Here is a 19647-nt window from a genome sequence, read left to right on the forward strand (position 1 = left end):
GAGCCTGCTCGCGATGGAGTATCAGCAACATAGGTGTCGCCTGACACACCATTGCGAGCAGGCTCGCTCCTACAGGGGGGATGTACGTTATTTGGGTGCGTTGAGGTTCAGCGTCGGCGTTTCATCGAAGAAGTTCCACGGTTTGAGCAGCACATGCACCCACTCGGTCGGCATGATCGGCCACTCTTCGGCGCGGGCGATGTGGGTGGTGCCAGTGGTCAGCCACACGACGTCGTCGGTGTTTTCGATGGAGTGGTTGTCCTGGGTGAACTGCCCCAGGCCCGAGTCTTTGTCCGAGCGATTCGGGTACTTGCCTTCCGGGTATTTCTCCTCCGGGTTGTATTGCGTCACCCACAGTTGCTTGTCCATGAAGCTCAGGCGGTGATACAGCCATTCGTCCTTGCCGAAGTTGGCGCCCTTGGCCACCGGGTGCGTGCCGCCGGCATAGGGAATCAACTGATAGGACACCGGGTTGCCGACCTTGTTTTCCTTGCTGAAGTTGGTCAGCAGGCGAACGGTCGACGGGTCGAATTTCTGCGCCGCCTGCTGCTCGGTGCTGACCACTTTGGTTTCGGTCTGCATGGTGCTGGTACGCGGTCCGCCACGGTCGTTCGGGGCGATCACCGGGTTCACCTCCACCAGCGAGTTGCTTTCACCGTCCACGTCCATGTCGAGGCGGAAGTTGTAGATGTGCTGGTGGGTGGTGCCGACGATGTTGTGATCGAGCAGGGTGCCGTAACGGGTGTCTTCCTTGGCGGTGTCCTCGTGCATGGTCTTGGATTTCACACCCTTGACCGCTTCGATGCCGGTAGCGCCGGCGTCGATGCCGATGGTGCCGTTCTGCTGGAAGACCCAGTCGAAGATGTAGTCATAGTTGCCGACGGTGCTGATCCAGCGCACCACCAGTTCCCGGCGTTCGGTACTGAGGTTGGGCTGGCCCATTTCCTGGTGTTTGTACTCGGGGCCGGCGTAGCGTTCGAACACCGCCATGGCGCGCGGGATCGCCGTCGGGGCGCCGGTGTAGTCGGCGATGGTGGCATCCAGCAGCACGGCGTTTTCCGGGGCGTCTTTGCCCCGGGCGATCGGCGAGGTCAGGGTGCCCATGCCGTAGTCGCCCGAATCCAGGTAGGCCTTGAAGTACCAGCCGACATCCGGATCGCCATACGGCACGATCATGCCGCCCAGCGAACCCTCGTACATGATTTTGCGTTTCTTGCCCTTGTCGTCATAGGTGACGGTGGACAGGATCGGCCCCACGCGTGAGTCGAGGCGAACATGGAAATCCCAGTTCTGCCAGTGAATGCTGTTGCCGGTGATGGTGTAGTTCTTGCCCTCGGGCTCGATGATCTCCAGCGGCTTGACCGACGTACCCTTGCGCCCGCGCCCGTCATACGGCGTCGGCTTCATTGGCACCGGGATAAGCGCTTCGTCTTCGATCTTGATGAGTTTCTTCTGCTCCAGATCGACAATCGCCACCAGGCCTTCGATCGGATGCGCCCAATAGTTGCCGTCATCGGTATTGAGGTAGCTGACGATCTTCAGCAGGCGCTTGTCCTGGGCCAGGCCGTCCTTGCCGTCGAAGTAGCCGACGGTCAGCGGAGTGGCCACGACCTTTTTCACATCGGTGATGCCGCGCTTGGCCAGCGCTTCTGCGTATTCCGGGCTGGTCTCGACGGCCGATTGCACCGTGGCGAAATCGTCCAGCAGCACCATGCCATGGGCGCCTTCAATCGGTTTCCAGGACTTCAGTTCCTTGCTGTCGAGATCGACCAGCGCTTCGATCACGTGCTTGCCGTCCAGCACCACGATATTGGCCTGGCGCGGCTGGTCGACCTTCTGCCCGGTGTAGACGAAGTTCCACACCTGATCTTTCGGCGGCTCCTTGACCGAGACTTCGGTGAAGCGCAAACCAGGCTGGTAATGCTCGGACTTCTTGACGATGTCCACCGCCGTGGTGATTTCGTCCGCGCTCAGGGGATTGAGCGGGTTAGGGCGGGTTTCGACGACAAAGGTCTTGTCCAGACCGGACTGGAACACCTGGTTGATGAAGTCCTTGGACATGAAGGCGGTCTTGCCCTTGAACACCACTGGCACCGTCAGCGCCATGGGCTTGCCGTTGAGCATGGCCACTTTGCTGTTCGGCTTGACCTTGAGGTAGACCCCGTCCTTGGCAATGGTGAACAGGTTGGAATAGTCGTCCCATTTGACCGTGGCGCCAAACTCCTCAAGGCCCGCCTGCAGCGGCACCATTTCGGCGTGACCGCCATGGGCCTGGGCATTGCCTGCCCAATAAGGCAGGCCGAGGGTGCCCAGGGTGATCGCCAGGGCGAGCCGGGCAAGCGGTTTTCTGTTTCGCAACGCAAGGGAGGTGAACATTCTGGGTTCCTTCGAAAAAGCCGGTGACAGCGCACCTGTACTTTGCTACAGCCCGGCGATGGCTGCTTTTGGATGCCTGCCAAAATCCTTTGGCTCTGTGCCGCAATCAGCTTTCCCGACTGGCGAGGGCTTGGCAAGCGGATATAGCGCTTTGCCATCGCGCCGCCGCTGGTTAACGGGAAGCGTTTATGAACGGCATGGCTCAACCGTAGCGGGCTTGCCAGCGATGCTTTTCAGGCCTTCAACACCTTCCCGCCAATGGCCACCGCCACCAGCAGCACCGCCATCAAGCCAAAGGCAAAGCTCAAACTGCTGCCATGGGCGATGAAGCCGATCACCGCAGGCCCCGCGAGAATGCCGGCGTAACCGAGGGTGGTGATGGCCGGTACGGCGATGCTTTGCGGCATGACCGTCTGCTTGCCCACTGCGGTGTACAGCACCGGCACAATGTTCGAACAGCCTGCGCCCAGCAACGCATACCCCAGCAGTGCCGACTCCCAGCCCGGTGCGAATGTCGCCAGAAACAGACCGGCCGCGGCCGTCAGTCCGCCGAATACAATGACCCGTGTGGCGCCAAGGCGACGCACGATCGAATCACCGGTCAATCGTCCCGCCGTCATGGTCAGGGCAAACGCTGCGTAACCCAATCCGGCATAGGCCTTGTCGATTCCACGCTCCTGGGCCAGGAACACCGCGCTCCAGTCGAGGGCCGCGCCTTCGGCGAGGAATACGATGAAACACATCACGCCGATGAACAGCACGATGCCGTGGGGAACGGCAAACGCCGGTCCCGAGCTGTCGCTGCCATAGGGCAGCAGATGCGGCGCGGCTTTGGCCAGGGCGATCAGCAGAATCACGATCACCACCAACGTTGCGCCCAGCGGTGAAATCCCGAGACCGAGCAGCCCGCTGACGCCGGCCGCTCCGACGATCCCGCCGAGGCTGAACAGGCCATGAAAACCCGACATCATGTTCTTTCCGCTGGCCCGTTCGACGATCACTGCTTGCAGGTTCACCGTGGAATCCACCGTGCCGAGGCCGGCACCGAAGATGAACAACGCCGCGATCAGGGCCGGAATCGATGACACCGTTGCCAGCAGTGGCAGCGCCAGACAGATCAGCAAGGTGCCGCCGGTGGCCACTTTGCGACAGCCAAAACGCGAGGCGAGCACTCCGGCCATGGGCATCGCCAGAATCGAGCCCACGCCCAGACACAGGAGCAACAGACCGAGCGTGCCTTCATCCAGCCCGGCCCGGGCCTTGGCATACGGCACCAGTGGCGCCCACGCGGCGATGCCGAACCCGGCGATGAAAAAGGCGATGCGCGTGGACATTTGTTCCAGTCGCCCCGGCACGAATGAGGTCTGGGTGTTGAGGTTGGTCATATCGATCCTTGGCCAAAAAAACGTCGCGATTCCAAGGGACAGTGATCCGCCTGCAAGGGTTCGATCAGTGTCCGCCAGGCTTGCGCTCAAACAGGCTGACATCCTTGCACAGCCAGAGTGTGTTTCGCGATATGTTGAGGCAGTCCAATCATTCCAGCAGGGAGGGCGCCATGGCGCGAATGTACGATGCACGGGGCAATATCTATATCGTTGTGGCGCCCGAGGCGTTGCGCCAACAGGGTATCGCCGTACCCGATCAGGCCGGCCACGCCGCGCAAACCCGCGAGGTCTGGGCGTTGGCGGCCATTGCGGCGTACTGTGGCTGGGCCCCGGGTACGCAACCACCTGGTAGCAAAGACCATTGCAGCGATGGTCTGTTGGTCGGCCCGTTCCAGTCGTCGCCGCCGTTTGATCTGCTGATCGTCAACACCGACGGCACACTGGCCGAGCGCAGTGGCAACGGGCTGACGATTTTCTCCCAGGCGCTCAGCGACCAGGGGTTTTTACCCAGCGATGACCCTTGCGTGCTCAGGGTTCACCACGACAAATCCGACACGCCTTCACCGGGCCAGACGTCCGTGAAAGCCGCGCAAGTCGAGGGTGTCCAGGGTTTCTGGCTTGACTTGGGCCCACCTGGGTTCGGGCCGGCGGCGGTCAGCGCGGCGGGCATGGACACGGTGCTGTTGAACGGGCGCGAACTCAGCCACGTTCAACAACTGTCAGCACTCAATGGCGCCTGGTCACGCAGCCAGTTCGTGCGGCTCGGCAATCCGCATTGCGTGACCCTGGTCGACAGCGCGGACGCGTTGCCGGGCAATGAGCAGATGCGCGAGCCGGCTTTAGGCGAAGGGCTGACGCGTATTGCCTATGCCATGCCGACCGGTGCCGGGCGGCCTTGCCCGGCGGGTATCAATCTGCAATGGGCGATGCGGCTGTCCCCGGGGCACATCGCCGCGCGTGTGTTCGAGCGCGGGGAGGGGCCGACGGCGTCCTCGGGCACCAGTGCCAGTGCGGTGGCGTGTGCGGCATGGCGGGTTGGTTGGGTCGATGCGGGGGAGGTGAAGGTGACGATGCCGGGTGGGACGGCGCCGATTCTGCTGGAGGAAGAGCGGGGGGCGTTGAGTCGGGTGAGCCTGTTTGGCACGGCTCGGTTGGTGAGTTGACTGGGCCTGCGTCATCGTCGGAACGCCGCCCGGAGTCAGCTCGCTCCGGGCGGCGTTCCGACGACAGTGCCCGTCCGGCCAATACAAATCTCAATCCGGACTACCGAACTCCACCACCGGCATCGTGCGCTTCATCAGCACCTTGCCGCCACGAACCGAATACAGCGGCAGGCCCTGGCTGCGGATCACCTCGTAATCGCTTTCCGCTGACAAGATCAGCAAGTTCGCCGGCCGCCCCGGCTCCAACCCGTAACGATTACCCAGGGCCATGGCCTTGGCGCTGTTGTCGGTGACCAGGTCCAGCGCGCTTTGCAGGTTGCGGTAACCGAGCATGTGGCAGATGTGCAGGCCCGCTTCGAGGACCCGCAGGATGTTGCCGTTGCCCAGCGGATACCACGGGTCGACGATCGAGTCCTGGCCGAAACACACGTTCATGCCGGCTTCGAGCAATTCGTTGACCCGGGTCACGCCACGGCGTTTCGGGAAGTTATCGAAGCGCCCTTGCAGATGAATGCTTTCGGTGGGGCAGGAGACAAAACTGATCCCGGAATGCCCGAGCAGGCGGAACAGTTTGGCGCAGTAGGCATTGTCGTAGGAGCCCATGGCCGTGGTGTGGCTGGCGGTCACGCGCGAGCCCATGTCGCGGCTGCGGGCTTCTTCAGCCAGCACCTCGAGAAAGCGCGAGTGCGGGTCGTCGGTTTCGTCGCAATGCACATCCACCAGGCAACCGGTGCGCTCGGCCAGGTCCATGAGGAACTTCACCGAACTCACGCCTTGATCGCGGGTGTATTCGAAATGCGGAATGCCGCCGACCACGTCGGCGCCCATGTGGATCGCTTCTTCCATCAGGTCCCGGCCGTTGCGGTACGACTCGATGCCCTCCTGGGGGAATGCGACGATTTGCAGGTCGATCAGATCACGGCTTTCCTCGCGCACTTCGAGCATGGCTTTAAGGGCGGTCAGTTGCGGATCGGTGACATCGACGTGGGTGCGTACATGCTGGATGCCATGGGCGGCGAGGGCCTGGATGGTTTTCTTGGCGCGGGTCTTGGTGTCTTCCTGGGTGATGGTCGCCTTGCGTTCGCCCCAGCATTCGATGCCCTCGAACAACGTGCCGCTCATGTTCCATCGCGGCTCGCCGGCGGTCAGGGTTGCGTCGAGGTGGATGTGCGGCTCGACGAAGGGCGGTACCACCAGGTTGCCACCGGCATCCAGATCGTCGGGGCCCAGGGTCGGGGCCTCGGTTTGCCGGGCGATGTGGCTGATCAGGCCGTTTTCCAGGTGCAACTCATGCAGGCCTTCCTGGTGACGCAGCCGGGCGTTGATGATGTGCATCAGGAGCGTCCTTTTCGATAGACAATGACCCTACGTTAGCGCGGCGGAGGCAATCCCTGCCAGCGTCATTGATCTTGCCTGTGCAAATGTCGGGCGAGCGTGCTTGCGATGGCGCTGGATCAGTCAATTGCGTGGCGTGGTTGATGCCATCATTGCTGGCAAGCTCGCTCCCGCAAGGGCCATTCCTTCAGGAGGACGGGGGCTGCGGCAAAAAGCGCATCAGTGCGGCGACAATGGCTTCGGGGGCGTCTTCCTGGACCAGATGACCGGCGTTGGGAATGGCGTGAAATTGCGCTCCCGGAATCATCTGTTGCAGGGCGCGCCCGCGTTCGATGGGGATCCATTGATCGTCTTCACCCCAGAGAATCTGCACCGGGCAGCGGATCGTCGGATACAAGCCCTCGGCCTCGCGGGTGTAGCGCTCGTCCATCTGGGCGATCTGCCGATAAAACGCCGCTTGCCCAGGGTCGCCCACCCACGGTTGCACGTAAGGGTCGAGTTCGTCATCAGGGATATCGCGCTTGATCGCCCCGCGAATATAGGTCGGTACGATGGCGCGCTGAATGTAGTCGGGCAGCCCGCTGAACGCGGCCTCATGCTGGCGAACATGCTGCACGAATGGCGAACCCCAGGGTGTCAGCGCCACCGGGTCGATCAGTGTGAGGCTGCGGTACTCCTTGCCGTTCAACAGGTGGGCGCGCAGGGCAGTCGCGCCGCCAAAATCATGGGCCACTATGTCGGGACGATCCAGCCCCCAATGCTCCAGCAGTTGCGCCAAGAGTTGATTTTGCACACCCAGCGACACATCGCCGTCGACCTTCTCGGATTGCCCATAGCCCAACAGATCGAAGTAATGCACCCGGTGCGAGGTGATGAAGTGCGGTGCAATCCGGTGCCAGACATAAGAAGAGAAGGGCGTGCCATGCACGAACACCAACGGCGGGCCGTCGCCCCTTACCGCGTAGCGAACGGAGTGACCATTGAAGCGGTAGCTCTGAGCCAGTGGCCAGTCTGTCATTGGGCGTGTCCTCTTGGCGTGTAAACGCCAAAAAGCATAGGCATAAAAAAACAGCCTTGGAGGCTGTCTTTTGTATCACTGACGAAACGCATTTCCCCTGTAGGAGCAGGCTCGCTCCTACGGGGGGTCTGGTTTACTCGCCGCGATAGATGCAACCGCTGGTGCAGGTCTCGTGGATACGAATCGCACTGAGTTCCGGCAGCAGGGGCTTGAGTTCGGCCCAGATGAATTTGGCCAACACTTCGCTGGTCGGGTTTTCCAGGCCAGGAATGTCGTTCAGGTAGTTGTGGTCCAGACGCTCATACAGCGGCTTGAAGATCGCCTTGATTTCCGAGAAGTCGCGGATCCAGCCGGTGTGCGGATCAATGTCGCCACTCAGGTGAATCGCCACTTTGAACGAATGGCCGTGCAGGCGGCCGCACTTGTGGCCGTCCGGGACGTGGGGCAGGCGGTGGGCGGATTCGAAGGTAAATTCTTTGAAGATTTCCACAGTGTTTTCAGCTCTGTTCAGGTGGCGATCGCCGCGGCGATAGGGGCAGGCGGCGAGTTTAACAGCTTGTCCTGACTAAAGGGTCAGCAAGCGCTCACCGAGGCGACCGTTGGCGGCCAGTTCGAGGAATTCATCACCCAGGCGACGGCTTTCGTCCATCGCCGCGCGCCAGTATTTCTGCCGGCTCGGGGCGTCCCCCATGAAGCGTTTGAAGTCATTACGATCCGGCAGTTTGCCGTAGGGCAAACGCGACAGGTAGTCTCTGGACGGTGCCAGCAACAGCACATTTTGCAGGCGCGCAGGGCAGGCGCGGCGCCATGGCAGGGTCTTGTCGAACCAGCCCGGAATCACCCGATCGGTGAAATGCGGGTAGAGCACGATGTCGTCGCCGCTGTAGGGCAGGTCGAGGTGGTAGTCCAGCAGGCCGCCATCGCGGAAGGTCCCGGCACCTGCACCCGGCAGGTCGCGCACGCCTTCCATCACCATCGGAATCGACCCCGAGGCGAGCAGGGCCTGGCGCAGATTGCCGGCGTTCAGCGCGACGAAGCGCGACGGGAAATCGTTCAGCGTGTTGACCGGCGGAGCCAGGCGCGGATCGTGGATGATCACGCGTTCGAAGTGCCGCGACAGGCGCGCGCGGCCGCGCAGGTTGTCGGCGATCACCGACGACAGGCCCAGGCCCAGGCGGCCGCGATGATCGTCCGCGAGCAGGCCGTGGCTTTTGACCACCATGATGTTCAAGCGGTAATGGGCGTTGTCGAGCAGGGCGGCGTCGCGGCCGTCGAGCAAATCATCGAGCATGCGCCGCGAGCTCTGGCTGATCTGCGCCATGGTCACGCCTTTGGCGAAATTCTGCTCGGTGTAGAGATGCCCGAGGCGGCGGATGCCTTCGGCGGCATCCGGCAGGCAGGCGCTGGCGAAGCGCCAGGACCCGACTGATGCTCCGATCAGCGAGCGCTCCCGTGGCGCCGCCGGCAGCCATTCGCCGAACAACGCCAGGTCCAGCCCCTGGATTCCCAGCGCCTTCGGGCCACCGGCGGCACCCGGTAGCGTGCCGACATCAACGGCGTTCAGGCCGTTTTCACGGATGCGCGCAAAGGCACGGGGGCCGGCCTTGAGCGTCAGGGAAGGGAACTTGATGTGGATGGCGGTCATACCGGTCTCGATGTCGGGCAAGCGGGGAATTATAAGCAGGTTCCATCACGGCGCTAATCCTGTAGGAGCGAGCCTGCTCGCGAAAAACGCGAGGACAACGCGAGCATTCAGACAGCCCACGCCATCGTTATCCTCCATCGCGAGCGGGCTCGCTCCTACAGGTTTGCATTTGTGTCTGCTTGCCACTGCAACCCAATGATGGCAATTCAGTTTCAATTAAGTTCAGGCCGCTAAAGTGGACCCCGTGTGCAACACCCAGGAGCCGGACAAAGCCTCGAGGTTGCACGACGCTGGTACCATTGTGCCTTTCGAGAAGCTCAACGCCGTGGCATCGACCGGGATCTGCAATTTGACGCGGCCGGTGGCCAGTGACTCAAGGATCATCAGGATTCGAAATGACGCTGCTTTCTTTTTTACATCGGCGCGCGGGCATTCTGGCGCTGGTGTTGCTGGCTTTCTGCTCGGTGGTCATGGCCCGCGATCTGGACCAGGACGAAGCCCTGCGCTTGCGCCAGCAAGGGATCATCCTGCCGCTCGAGCAAGTGTTGCAGCAGGCGCTGGACCGTTATCCCGGGGCCAGACTGCTGGAAGCCGAGCTCGAAGAGAAGCACGACGTCTACATTTATGAAGTCGAGTTGCTGACCGCTGAAGGCGTGGTTCGAGAGCTCGATATCGACGCTGCCACGGGCCGTTTACTCAAAGACAAGGAAGATTGATCGATGCGTTTGCTCCTGGTGGAAGACCATGTGCCCCTGGCCGACGAACTGATGGCCGGCCTCAATCGCCAAGGGTACGCGGTGGACTGGCTGGCCGACGGTCGCGACGCGGTCCATCAGGGCAGCACCGAGCCTTACGACCTGATCATCCTCGACCTCGGCCTTCCGGGGTTGCCAGGGCTTGAAGTGTTGGCCCGCTGGCGTGCCGAGGGGTTGCCCACGCCGGTGTTGATCCTCACCGCCCGCGACTCCTGGGCCGAGCGCATCGAAGGCCTCAAGGCCGGCGCCGACGATTACCTGACCAAACCCTTTCATCCCGAAGAATTGCACTTGCGAGTCCAGGCGTTGCTGCGCCGTTCCCACGGCCAGGTCAATCAGCCGACCCTCAAGGCTGCGGGTCTGCAGCTGGATGAGGGACGTCAGTGCGTGACCCGCGACGGTGCCGAGATTCAACTGACCGCCGCCGAATTCCGCTTGCTGCGTTATTTCATGCTGCACCCGGAACAGATCCTTTCCAAAAGCCACCTCGCCGAACACCTCTACGACGGCGAAACCGAACGCGACTCCAACGTGCTGGAAGTCCACGTCAATCACCTGCGGCGCAAACTCGGGCGCAGCGTGATCGAGACCCGTCGCGGCCAGGGTTATCTGTTCGGTGGACAAACCCGGTGAGGTCGATCCAGCGCCGCTTGAGTCTGGGCCTGATCAGCGTGATGGTGATTGTCGGCCTGGTGTTGGCGCAGACCAGTCTGTGGCTGTTTGAAATGGGTTTGCAGCGCTACCTCGAAGCCGGGCTGCGCAACGACAGTGAAAACCTGTTGGTGGCGCTGGTACGTGGCCCGCAAGGTTTGCAGCTGGACGAAAGGCACCTGGCACCGGCCTATCAACGACCCTTTTCCGGGCATTATTTCCGCATCGATTTTGCTGACAGCCATTGGCGGTCCCGTTCGTTGTGGGACCAGGAACTGCCACGTCTCGAACACCCCGGCCTGGACAGCAATCTGCAATTGGGACCTGAAGGGCAGCAGTTGCTGGTGCTGCGCTCGGACTATCGCCGCCTGGGCCAGTCGATCTCCATCAGCGTGGCGCAGGACTACACCCCGGTGCGCGAGAGCTTCCGGCGCATGCAGCAGGTGGGGTTGGGGCTCGGGCTGGCGGGATTGTTGCTGATTCTGCTGCTGCAACGAATCACCGTACGGCGCGCCTTGCGCCCGTTGGAAAAGGCCCGCGAACAGATCGCTCAGTTGCAGCAGGGCCAACGCTCGCAACTCGATGATCAGGTTCCGGTGGAACTGGAGCCGCTGGTGGCGCAGATCAACCATCTGCTGGCCCACACCGAAGACAGCCTCAAGCGTTCGCGCAATGCCCTGGGCAACCTCGGCCACGCCTTGAAAACCCCGTTGGCGGTATTGCTGAGCCTGGCTTCAAGTGCACAGCTGGAAGCGCATCCGCAACTGCGCAAAACCCTCAAGGCGCAACTGGAACAGGTGCAGCAACGGCTCAATCGCGAACTCAACCGTGCCCGCCTCGCCGGCGACGCGCTGCCGGGAGCATTGTTTGATTGCGATGCCGAACTGCCGGGATTGCTGTCGACCTTGAACATGATCCATGGTGAGCACCTGACGCTGAGCGCTCGCGCCCCCGGGGGCCTGCAGTTGCCGTGGGATCGTGAGGACTTGCTGGAACTGCTCGGCAATCTGCTGGACAACGCTTGCAAATGGGCGGATGCCGAAGTGCGACTGAGCGTGGTCGAAACCGCTGAAGTCTTTGAACTGAGTGTGGAAGACGACGGGCCTGGGATCCCCGAAGATCGCCGCAAGCAGGTGTTCAGCCGCGGTACTCGGCTGGATGAGCAGACTGACGGGCATGGCCTGGGTTTGGGGATTGTCCGCGACATCGTCGAGGCGTGGGGCGGGGTATTGCAGCTGCAGGAGAGCGAGTGGGGCGGGTTGAACGTGCTGATCGAATTGCCCAAGCGCCTCTGAAACCAGACGGGGACGCTGTGGGCGGGCCTTTTCGCGAGGGTGTGTCAGTCACCGAGGTGGCAACTGATACTCCATCGCGAGCAGGCTCGCTCCTACAGGGGGGGGGCGGGGTCAGACGCGGAACTGATCCATCAGGCTCTGCTGCTGATTCGCCAGGCTATTGAGCGACTGGCTCACCCGCGCCGACTCGTTGGCCTGACCCGACAGCGATTCCGTCACATCACGAATGGTTGCCACGTTGTTGTTGATCTCCTCGGCCACCGCGCTTTGTTCTTCGGCGGCGCTGGCAATCTGCAGGTTCATGTCACTGATCACTGTCACGGCATCGCCGATCTGGCGCAGCGCGGTCACGGCCTGGCCGACCTGATCGACGCTGCCCTGGGCCAGTCGATGGCTGTTGCCCATCGAACCGACCACTTCCTGAGTACCGCTTTGCAGTTGTTCGATCACCAGGCGGGTTTCTTCCACCGACTCCTGAGTACGTCGCGCCAGGTTACGCACTTCATCGGCGACCACGGCAAAACCACGGCCCGCTTCACCGGCACGGGCCGCTTCGATGGCCGCGTTGAGCGCCAGCAGGTTGGTCTGTTCGGCGATGGCGCGGATCACTTCCAGCACCGAACCGATTTTCTCGCTGTTGGCCGCCAGGCCTTCGACTTGCACCATTGCCGCGCTCATGTCGGCGGCGAGGTTGTCGATGCTGGCGGTGGTACGGTCGATCACGGTCAGGCCCTGACGGGTCGCCTGATCGGCATCCCGCGCAGCCTGTGCCGCTTGTGCGGCGCTGCGGGCTACGTCCTGGGCGGTGGCGCTCATTTCGTGGGAAGCGGTCGCGACCTGATCCACCTGCCGGTATTGCTGCTCCATGCCGGCGCTGGTCTGGGTGGCGATGGCGGAGGACTGGTCCGCAGTGCTGCGGGCGTCCTGCACCGAGCGTTTGACCTCGGCGATGATCGGCTGCAGCTTGTCGAGGAAACGGTTGAACCAGCCGGCCAACTGACCCAGTTCATCCTGTTTGTCGTAGGCCAGGCGTCGAGTCAGGTCGCCTTCGCCGCTGGCGATGTCTTCGAGCATGTGCGCCACGCCGAGGATCGGTCGGGTCACGCTGCGAGCCATCAGCCATACCAGGAGCAGGCCAATCAACGCCGCCAGAACGCCCAATCCGAGTTCCGTCAGGGTGCCGGCGGTGTTGCTTTCATCCAGTTGCTTTTTCAGCGCTTCGGCGGGGCCAATCAACACTTTTTCCGGGACGTCGAGCAATACGCCCCAGGTTTTGCCACCGGGAATCGGCTGGAACGGTGACAGCACCTTGAGCTGTTGCTGACTGTGCAGGCTGGCGGTCTTGCTGCTGGCGGCGAGCATGCGTACCAGCTCGGCACCGTTGGTCTTGTCCACGGTTTCCAGGCGCTGGCTGAGTTTGCTGGCGTCGGGGCTGTAGCCGGCGAGCAAACCGGCCGGGCTGAGAATGCTGACGCTGGTCTGGCCGTCATAGAGCTTTTTGCTGGCGTTCTGGCTGATCGTTTGCAGGCTGTTGAGGTTGATGTCCACCGACAGCGAGGCGATGAGCTTGCCGTTAAGCATCAGCGGGAAAACGATACTGGTCATCAGCACGTTCTGGCCGTCGATCGTATAGAAGTAGGGCTCGATCACGCAGGGCTTGAGGGTGGTGCGCGGGCAGGTGAACCAGGCGTTGGCCGCTTCGCCGCTGGGGCCGGTGCTGGTGTCGGCGATGTCTTTTTCCGGCAGTGGCATGGAGGTCAGCTGGCCTGGCGTCGGTTGCGACCAGTACAAGGCAAAACGCCCCTTTTCATTGCTGCCGACGTCACTCTGGCCGGCAAACAGTTCGTCCTTGCCATCCAGGCCGTTGGGCTCGAACACCAGGGCCAGGCCGAGCAGTTCAGGGTTGGCTTGCAGTGTCGCCTTGACCTGGCGGGTCAGGTCTTCGCGCAAGTCGAAGGCATCGAGAAAGCGCTTTTCGGCCTGGTCGCGCAGAAACAGCACCTGGCGTGAAAAACCGTTGCCATATTGATAGGCGTCCATGAACTGCTGGCGAATGCCCAGCGCCTGGTTTTCACCCTGGGACTCGATCCGTGCCTGGGCGGATTCGGTCAGCATTTCCATGCTTGAGGCTTTCACCAATTCCGAGCTGGTCTCCATGCGATACAGCGAAAGACCCACCAGCAGGGTCACGATGCCCGCCAGGCAAAGCCCGGCCAGCAGGGTGATTTTCCATTGAATGGACAGTTGCTTGAGTGACATGGAGACGTCCTTATTCGATATTTATCTGCGACTTTGAACTGTAACGGCCGAGTTTCTGGTTTCTTTATCCCGTCTATTGTCGATCTCCCTGTAGAAGCGAGCCTGCTCGCGATGGTCGCCAACGATCACGATGGAAAGCGGATACCCCTCGGTGCTCTCATGCGCTTCGCGAGCTGGCTCGCTCCTGCAGGTATTCATATGCCGTTACATCTGCGCAGGGCTTGGGCGCTTTGACACGAGGGCGAGTCTGCGGCACAGTGCGCGCCCTCTAATAAAACCCATTCCTTTATCCGCTGGCGGCTCACGCAGACTGCCGGACGGACTCTTTCCGTTTGTCTCGAGGTAATGAAATGAATGCAGTGATTGCCGCGGTCGGCATCATGCTGATACTCAGCCTGTCCCGCGTGCATGTGGTCATCGCGCTGATCGTCGGTGCGCTGGTGGGTGGCCTGACCGGCGGTCTTGGCATCGACGCGACGCTCAAGGCCTTCAACAGTGGCCTCGGCGGCGGGGCGACGGTGGCGCTGTCCTACGCATTGCTCGGTGCGTTTGCCGTGGCCATTGCCAAGTCTGGCCTGGCCCATGCCCTGGCCGACAAGGCGTTGGCGATGGTCGATCGCCAGCACGCCAGCGGGGGTGGTCAGGTCAAGTGGTTGCTGATCGGGTTGCTGTGGGTGGTGGCCATTGCCTCGCAGAATATTCTGCCGATTCATATCGCCTTTATCCCGTTGCTGGTGCCGCCGCTGCTTTATGTGCTGACCAAGCTTCAACTGGATCGCCGGCTGATCGCCTGCGTGATGACCTTCGGCTTGATTACGCCTTACATGTTCCTGCCGGTGGGCTTCGGCAACATCTTCCTCAATGAAATCCTGCTGGCCAACGTGGCCCGCAGCGGCGTGGACATCACGGGCATCAATGTTACCCACGCCATGGGCATTCCGGCGCTGGGCATGGTGGCGGGCCTGCTGATCGCGTTTATCAGTTATCGCAAGAAGCGCGTCTATGACCTGGAGAAAATCGAGCAAGTCGAGCAGGTCGCGGTGCAGTACAACCCGCTGAGCCTGATGGTGGCCGGGGTGGCGATTGCCGCCGCTTTCATTGTGCAACTGCTGCTGGACTCGATGATCATCGGTGCACTGGTGGGTTTCCTGATTTTTTCGGTGTCGGGCATCGTCAAATGGCGCGACACCGATGACCTGTTCACCGAAGGCATGAAGATGATGGCGATGATCGGCTTCATCATGATCGCCGCCTCAGGGTTCGCCGAAGTGATGAAGGCCACCGGTGAAGTGCAGACGCTGGTCGAATCGTCGGCGTCCTGGATCGACCACAGTAAAGGCATCGGCGCCTTGTTGATGTTGCTGGTGGGGCTGTTGGTGACCATGGGCATCGGTTCGTCGTTTTCCACCGTGCCCATTCTGGCGGCGATCTTCGTGCCGCTGTGCGTGCAATTGGGTTTCAGCCCGCTGGCAATCGTCTGCATCGTCGGCACCGCCGGCGCACTCGGCGACGCCGGTTCGCCAGCCTCGGACTCGACCCTCGGCCCGACCTCCGGTTTGAACATCGACGGCCAGCATCACCACATCTGGGACACCGTGGTCCCGACCTTCCTGCACTACAACCTGCCATTGCTCGCGTTTGGCTGGGTGGCGGCGATGGTGCTGTAAAACCGCAACCCCTGTGGGAGCCAGCTCGCTCCCACAGGGGGGCTCCAGTGCTCCCGATGAACGTGTTCAACTTTTGACCTGGCCTGCCGTTAACGCCTTTAACCACGCCAATAAAATCAAAAAAGAGTGAACGTCATGCGCATGAGCCTGAAGGCCAAAGTCCTGTCCCTTGCCGTCCTCCCGGTGTTGCTCTTTGCGCTGGTCATTAGCCTGACCACGTTATTCATCCTGCAGGCACAGGCTCGCCACGAAGTCGAAGAAACCCGCGAACGCCTGCTCAGCGATGCCAAGGCCACCCTGCAAAGCTACGTTGCCGTGGCCATGACCGCGATCAAACCGCTCTACGACGCGGCAGCCCCTGGCGATGACGCGGCGCGGGCCCAGGCGATCAAGCTGCTGTCGAGCATCGCCTACGGGAAGGAAGGCTACTTCTTCGGCTACGACTCCAACACCGTGCGGCTGTTCAAGGCCAACAGCCCCGAAGGCGTGGGCCAGAGCTTCAAGGACAACCGCGACCCGAACGGCGTCTACGTCAACCGTGATCTGGTGAAGGTCGCGAAGGACGGTACTCACTACCTGCAATACAGCTCGCCGCTGCCCAGCAACAACCAGGTGCTGGTGCCCAAGCTCGGATACACCGAATACCTGTCGAAGTGGGACATGGCGGTGGGTACTTCGGTGAACCTGGACGGCATCGAGGCGCAAGTCGCGGTGGTTGAGGCCAAGGTTCAGGAACGCATGGAAGGTGTTGTGCTGAGCATCGTCGGCGTCGCCGTGGTGGTGCTGCTGGTGATCGCCGCCGCCGGGATGCTGCTGGCCAATACCATTCTGCGTCCGCTGAACCTGATGAAAGCCAACCTGGACGATATTGCGGCGGGCGAGGGCGACCTGACCCGTCGCCTGACCATCACCAGCCAGGATGAGCTGGGCCAACTGGCCGGTTCGTTCAACCGTTTTGTCGACAAGATCCACGGCCTGGTGCGCCAGATCACCGAAATGACCACGCAGCTGACCGGGTTGGTGCATCAGGTTTCCGATCAGGCGCACCGTTCGGACCAGGCCATGGAGCGTCAGCGTCACGAGACTGATCAAGTCGCCACGGCGATCAATGAAATGTCGGCGGCAGCTCAGGAAGTGGCCAAGAGTGCGCAAAACGCGGCAGTGGCCGCCCAGCAGACCGACGAAGAAGGCCAGGCCGCCAAGCGTGTGGTGGCTGGCAGCATCGTGAAGATTCATGCGTTGGTGGACGACATTCGTAGCAGCGGTGTGTCCCTCGACAGCTTGCAAAAAGACGTGTCGTCGATTGTCAGCGTGCTCGGGGTGATCCGTTCGATTGCCGAACAAACCAACCTGCTGGCGCTCAATGCGGCCATTGAAGCGGCGCGCGCCGGTGAGGCTGGTCGCGGATTCGCAGTGGTGGCCGATGAAGTACGGGCACTGGCCAGCCGCACGCAAATCAGTACCCAGGAAATCCAGGGCATGATCGACCGCTTGCAGGCCGGCACCCAGTCAGCGGTGGAAGCGATGCGCCGTTCCAGTGAAGCCGGCGACGGCACCTCGGCCCAGGCCAACGAAGCGGGCGCGTCGCTCGATACCATGGCCCAGTTGATTGCTACCATCAATTCGATGAACGCACAGATCGCCAGCGCCGCAGAAGAGCAGACCGCCGTGGCCGAAGAGATCAACCGCAGCGTGCATCAGATCGCGGTGGCGGTGGACAACGTCGCCGATGAAACCCAGCTGGGTGCGCAAACCTCGCGCAGTCTGGCGGAGCTGGGGCAGCGCTTGGGCAATCTGGTCGGGCAGTTCCGCATCTGACCAGCCACCCTGACCCTGTAGGCGCCAGCCTGCTGGCGATGGACTCAAGGGCGACGCGTTTAATCAGGTCACCCGCGTGATCGTTGACGACCATCGCTGCGATGCGGCGACCTGACAAGCCAGCGCCTACAGGGGACGGTCTCGGTCACGTAATAGTTATAGGAACCGGCAAGCAGGCTTCTATAAGAAAGCCTGCTAGGGCCTGTCCCAATACGGCACTGCACCAAAACATTCGACAAAGAAGTCGATCACCGTCCTGACCTTCACCGACAGGCGTCGGCTACCGGGCCAGAGCACGGCAATCTGCTGCGGCTCAAGGCTGTTGGACACTTGATAGTTCCCCAGCACCGGCACCAGCGTGCCGTTGCGCACCGCTTCACCGATCAACCACGATGGAAACATCACCAGCCCCAGCCCCTGTTCGGCGGCTTGGGTCAGGGTATCGGCGTGGTTGCCGGTGATCGGTCCCCTCACCGAGTAGGGCGTCCACGTTTGCTGGCCCTTTCGGAAAAACCAGCGCTGCTGGCCGGTGACGCCCTTATAGGCCAGGCATTGATGTCTGGCGAGTTCATCGGGATGCTGTGGTGTGCCATGGCGCTCCAGATAAGCAGGGCTTGCCGCGACCTGGAAACGGTGGGGCGCAAGAATCCGCGCCTGCATGCTGGAGTCGTGCAGCGGCCCTATGCGAAACAGCAGGTCGGCGCCTTCCTGCAACGGGTCGACGTAACTGTCGGTCTGCTGGATGTCCAGTTGCAGCTTCGGGTAGCGCGCGTACAACTGCCCCAACCAGGGCGTCAGGTGGCGTTGGCCGAACACCACCGGCGCGTTGATCCGTACCAGTCCACTGGGTTCGCTTTGTTGTTCCTGCAGGGCTTGCTCCGCTTCCTCCAGTTGCACCAGCACCAACCGCGCATGATGACCGAGCATGCGCCCCGCTTCGGTGGGGGTGACGGCGCGGGTGTGGCGGTAAAGCAATTGTTGGTTCAGGGCCTGCTCCATCAATTGGATCTGCCGGGAGATCGAAGAGGGCGCCAGGCCCTCACGGCGCGCCACTTCGGAAAAACTGCCATGGTCGAGTACCGCGACAAACAGCCGAAGTGCCTTGAATCCGAGTTCGTTGAAGCCGTGCATAAGCGACCTGCTGTGCGTGTTACGCAAAAGTGTTGTCGGCATGCTCCCATTTATCGCACAGATGCGCCAATCGATAATGCCCGCCTGACGTTTTGATCCATTTCACGGGGGCTCTTTATGCAAACTTCTTCAATCAATCACGCGGACGTTGACACAACGCCGGCGACCGGATCGGGGCAGCGGTTGTTGCTGTTGCCGCTGGTGATCCTGGCCGGCATGGGCCTGTCCGTGGAGGCCGGGTTGCTTGGACCGCTGGGTGCACAGGTCGGGCACTTGTGGGCGACCTTGAGCATTTTCGGTGTGGGCTCGGCGATTCTGTTCTTGCTGCTGTTGTTCAGCGGCCGGCAACAGGGGCCTGCCTTGGGCGAACTGCCGCGCTGGCAATTGATCGGCGGTTTTCTCGGGCCGATCTACGTGGTGGTGCTGACGCTGGCCACGCCGCATATCGGTATTGCCATGACCATGATCGCGATCCTGTCCGGGCAAGTCGGCAAAAGCGTCTTGATCGATCATTTCGGCTGGTTTGGCGCGACTCGCAAAAAGGTCAACGGTGAACGTTGGCTGGCCTTGCTGCTGATTGTGGCGGCACTTGTTCTGATCGCCCGGGGTTGATGATGAATCTGATTATTTTGTTGGCGGTGGTCGTGGCTGCCGGTGCGGTGTTGAGTGTGCAAGCGGCTATCAATGGTCGACTCGGCGAAACGGTCGGTGTGTTGCGCAGCAGTTTGCTGACCTTCGTGGTGGGGGCGGTGAGTACCGGGTTGCTGATTCTGTTTTTTGAGCCAGCGCATGCGGTGAGTTTGCTGGACGTGCCGAAATGGCAGCTGAGCGGGGCGTTGTTCGGTGTCGTCTACATGATGGTGATGGTGGGCGCGGTGCCACGGGTGGGGACTGCGGTGGCGACGGTGGCGGTGATTGTCGGGCAGTTGGGGATGGGGATGCTGATTGATAATTTCGGTTGGTTGGGGAATCCGGCGATCGAGTTGTCTGGGAGTCGGGTGTTGGCGATGGGGCTTTTGGGGTTGGCCCTGGTGTTCATGTATCGCAGTAGTGTGCGGTGTCGGGGGTGACCTTGGCGGCCTCTGGGCCGACCAGGTTTTGGGTTGGTTGTGTACATATCCGTTGCTGCGGTAACGGCGGCTGACGGTT

15 protein-coding genes and 3 pseudogenes are annotated in these 19647 nt (G+C 61.7%); 9 read left to right on the top strand and 9 right to left on the bottom strand.

Annotated features, from left to right (window positions below):
• Nucleotides 1–87: 87 nt before the first annotated feature.
• Together tynA and BLV61_RS25595 are read right to left on the bottom strand one after the other, a co-directional pair.
• Nucleotides 88–2376 carry a primary-amine oxidase gene (gene tynA / locus BLV61_RS25590; protein WP_090468262.1) on the bottom strand — a complete coding sequence of 763 codons (2289 nt, stop codon included), beginning with the start codon at nucleotides 2374–2376 and terminating at the stop codon, nucleotides 88–90.
• Between the two features lie 233 nt (nucleotides 2377–2609).
• Complete coding sequence (locus BLV61_RS25595) at nucleotides 2610–3761, bottom strand: MFS transporter (RefSeq protein ID WP_090468264.1); 1152 nt, start codon at nucleotides 3759–3761, stop codon at nucleotides 2610–2612.
• A 170-nt stretch (nucleotides 3762–3931) separates the two neighbouring features.
• Between BLV61_RS25595 and BLV61_RS25600 the strand changes: the two genes are divergently transcribed.
• A complete protein-coding gene (locus BLV61_RS25600; RefSeq protein ID WP_090468267.1) occupies nucleotides 3932–4924 on the top strand; it encodes a diaminopimelate epimerase in 993 nt (330 codons plus the stop codon).
• A gap of 90 nt (nucleotides 4925–5014) precedes the next feature.
• Here BLV61_RS25600 and codA read toward each other — a convergent pair whose 3' ends face one another.
• The 4 genes from codA to BLV61_RS25620 form a co-directional block, all read right to left on the bottom strand.
• Nucleotides 5015–6259: a cytosine deaminase gene (codA, locus tag BLV61_RS25605; protein WP_047527435.1), complete on the bottom strand. Its 1245-nt coding sequence runs from the start codon at nucleotides 6257–6259 to the stop codon at nucleotides 5015–5017.
• 187 nt (nucleotides 6260–6446) lie between these two features.
• Nucleotides 6447–7277 carry an alpha/beta fold hydrolase gene (locus tag BLV61_RS25610; RefSeq protein ID WP_047527437.1) on the bottom strand — a complete coding sequence of 277 codons (831 nt, stop codon included), beginning with the start codon at nucleotides 7275–7277 and terminating at the stop codon, nucleotides 6447–6449.
• A 133-nt stretch (nucleotides 7278–7410) separates the two neighbouring features.
• On the bottom strand, nucleotides 7411–7767 hold the full coding sequence (queD, locus tag BLV61_RS25615; protein ID WP_047527439.1) for a 6-carboxytetrahydropterin synthase QueD: 357 nt from the start codon (nucleotides 7765–7767) through the stop codon (nucleotides 7411–7413).
• A 75-nt stretch (nucleotides 7768–7842) separates the two neighbouring features.
• On the bottom strand, nucleotides 7843–8922 hold the full coding sequence (locus BLV61_RS25620) for a patatin-like phospholipase family protein (protein ID WP_090468268.1): 1080 nt from the start codon (nucleotides 8920–8922) through the stop codon (nucleotides 7843–7845).
• A gap of 395 nt (nucleotides 8923–9317) precedes the next feature.
• Here BLV61_RS25620 and BLV61_RS25625 point away from each other — a divergent pair, with 395 nt between their 5' ends.
• Genes BLV61_RS25625 through BLV61_RS25635 form a run of 3 tightly spaced genes read left to right on the top strand, consistent with a single transcriptional unit; the run spans nucleotide 9318 to nucleotide 11623 of the window.
• Nucleotides 9318–9638, top strand: coding sequence for a PepSY domain-containing protein (locus BLV61_RS25625; RefSeq protein ID WP_047527444.1), 321 nt, complete (start codon nucleotides 9318–9320; stop codon nucleotides 9636–9638).
• 3 nt (nucleotides 9639–9641) lie between these two features.
• A complete protein-coding gene (locus tag BLV61_RS25630) occupies nucleotides 9642–10310 on the top strand; it encodes a response regulator transcription factor (RefSeq protein ID WP_047527445.1) in 669 nt (222 codons plus the stop codon).
• Nucleotides 10307–11623, top strand: coding sequence for a sensor histidine kinase (locus tag BLV61_RS25635; RefSeq protein WP_090468269.1), 1317 nt, complete (start codon nucleotides 10307–10309; stop codon nucleotides 11621–11623). The genes BLV61_RS25630 and BLV61_RS25635 overlap by 4 nt, the downstream gene beginning before the upstream one ends.
• A gap of 111 nt (nucleotides 11624–11734) precedes the next feature.
• Here the strand turns inward: BLV61_RS25635 and BLV61_RS32195 are convergent, their stop codons facing one another.
• A complete protein-coding gene (locus BLV61_RS32195; RefSeq protein WP_425272129.1) occupies nucleotides 11735–12490 on the bottom strand; it encodes a methyl-accepting chemotaxis protein in 756 nt (251 codons plus the stop codon).
• Between the two features lie 102 nt (nucleotides 12491–12592).
• Nucleotides 12593–13882: pseudogene (locus BLV61_RS32200) on the bottom strand (methyl-accepting chemotaxis protein); the annotation flags it as partial.
• A 350-nt stretch (nucleotides 13883–14232) separates the two neighbouring features.
• On the opposite strand from BLV61_RS32200, the gene BLV61_RS25645 reads away from it, so the two are divergent.
• From BLV61_RS25645 to BLV61_RS32210, 3 genes and pseudogenes are all read left to right on the top strand, one after another.
• Nucleotides 14233–15549 (top strand): Na+/H+ antiporter family protein, encoded by a 1317-nt coding sequence (locus BLV61_RS25645; protein ID WP_090468271.1) that lies wholly within the window; start codon nucleotides 14233–14235, stop codon nucleotides 15547–15549.
• Nucleotides 15550–15690: 141 nt separating this feature from the next.
• Nucleotides 15691–16461: pseudogene (locus tag BLV61_RS32205) on the top strand (cache domain-containing protein); the annotation flags it as partial.
• A 315-nt stretch (nucleotides 16462–16776) separates the two neighbouring features.
• A pseudogene (locus BLV61_RS32210) lies at nucleotides 16777–17367 on the top strand (methyl-accepting chemotaxis protein); the annotation flags it as partial.
• A 195-nt stretch (nucleotides 17368–17562) separates the two neighbouring features.
• On the opposite strand, the gene BLV61_RS25655 reads toward BLV61_RS32210, so the two are convergent.
• On the bottom strand, nucleotides 17563–18498 hold the full coding sequence (locus BLV61_RS25655) for a LysR family transcriptional regulator (RefSeq protein ID WP_090468275.1): 936 nt from the start codon (nucleotides 18496–18498) through the stop codon (nucleotides 17563–17565).
• A 117-nt stretch (nucleotides 18499–18615) separates the two neighbouring features.
• Between BLV61_RS25655 and BLV61_RS25660 the strand changes: the two genes are divergently transcribed.
• A complete protein-coding gene (locus tag BLV61_RS25660) occupies nucleotides 18616–19110 on the top strand; it encodes a DMT family transporter (protein ID WP_047527452.1) in 495 nt (164 codons plus the stop codon).
• Nucleotides 19110–19568: a DMT family transporter gene (locus tag BLV61_RS25665; RefSeq protein WP_047527453.1), complete on the top strand. Its 459-nt coding sequence runs from the start codon at nucleotides 19110–19112 to the stop codon at nucleotides 19566–19568. Before BLV61_RS25660 ends, BLV61_RS25665 begins: the two co-directional genes overlap by 1 nt.
• Nucleotides 19569–19647 lie beyond the last annotated feature (79 nt).

Source organism: Pseudomonas mohnii (assembly GCF_900105115.1).
Classification (GTDB): domain Bacteria; phylum Pseudomonadota; class Gammaproteobacteria; order Pseudomonadales; family Pseudomonadaceae; genus Aquipseudomonas; species Aquipseudomonas mohnii.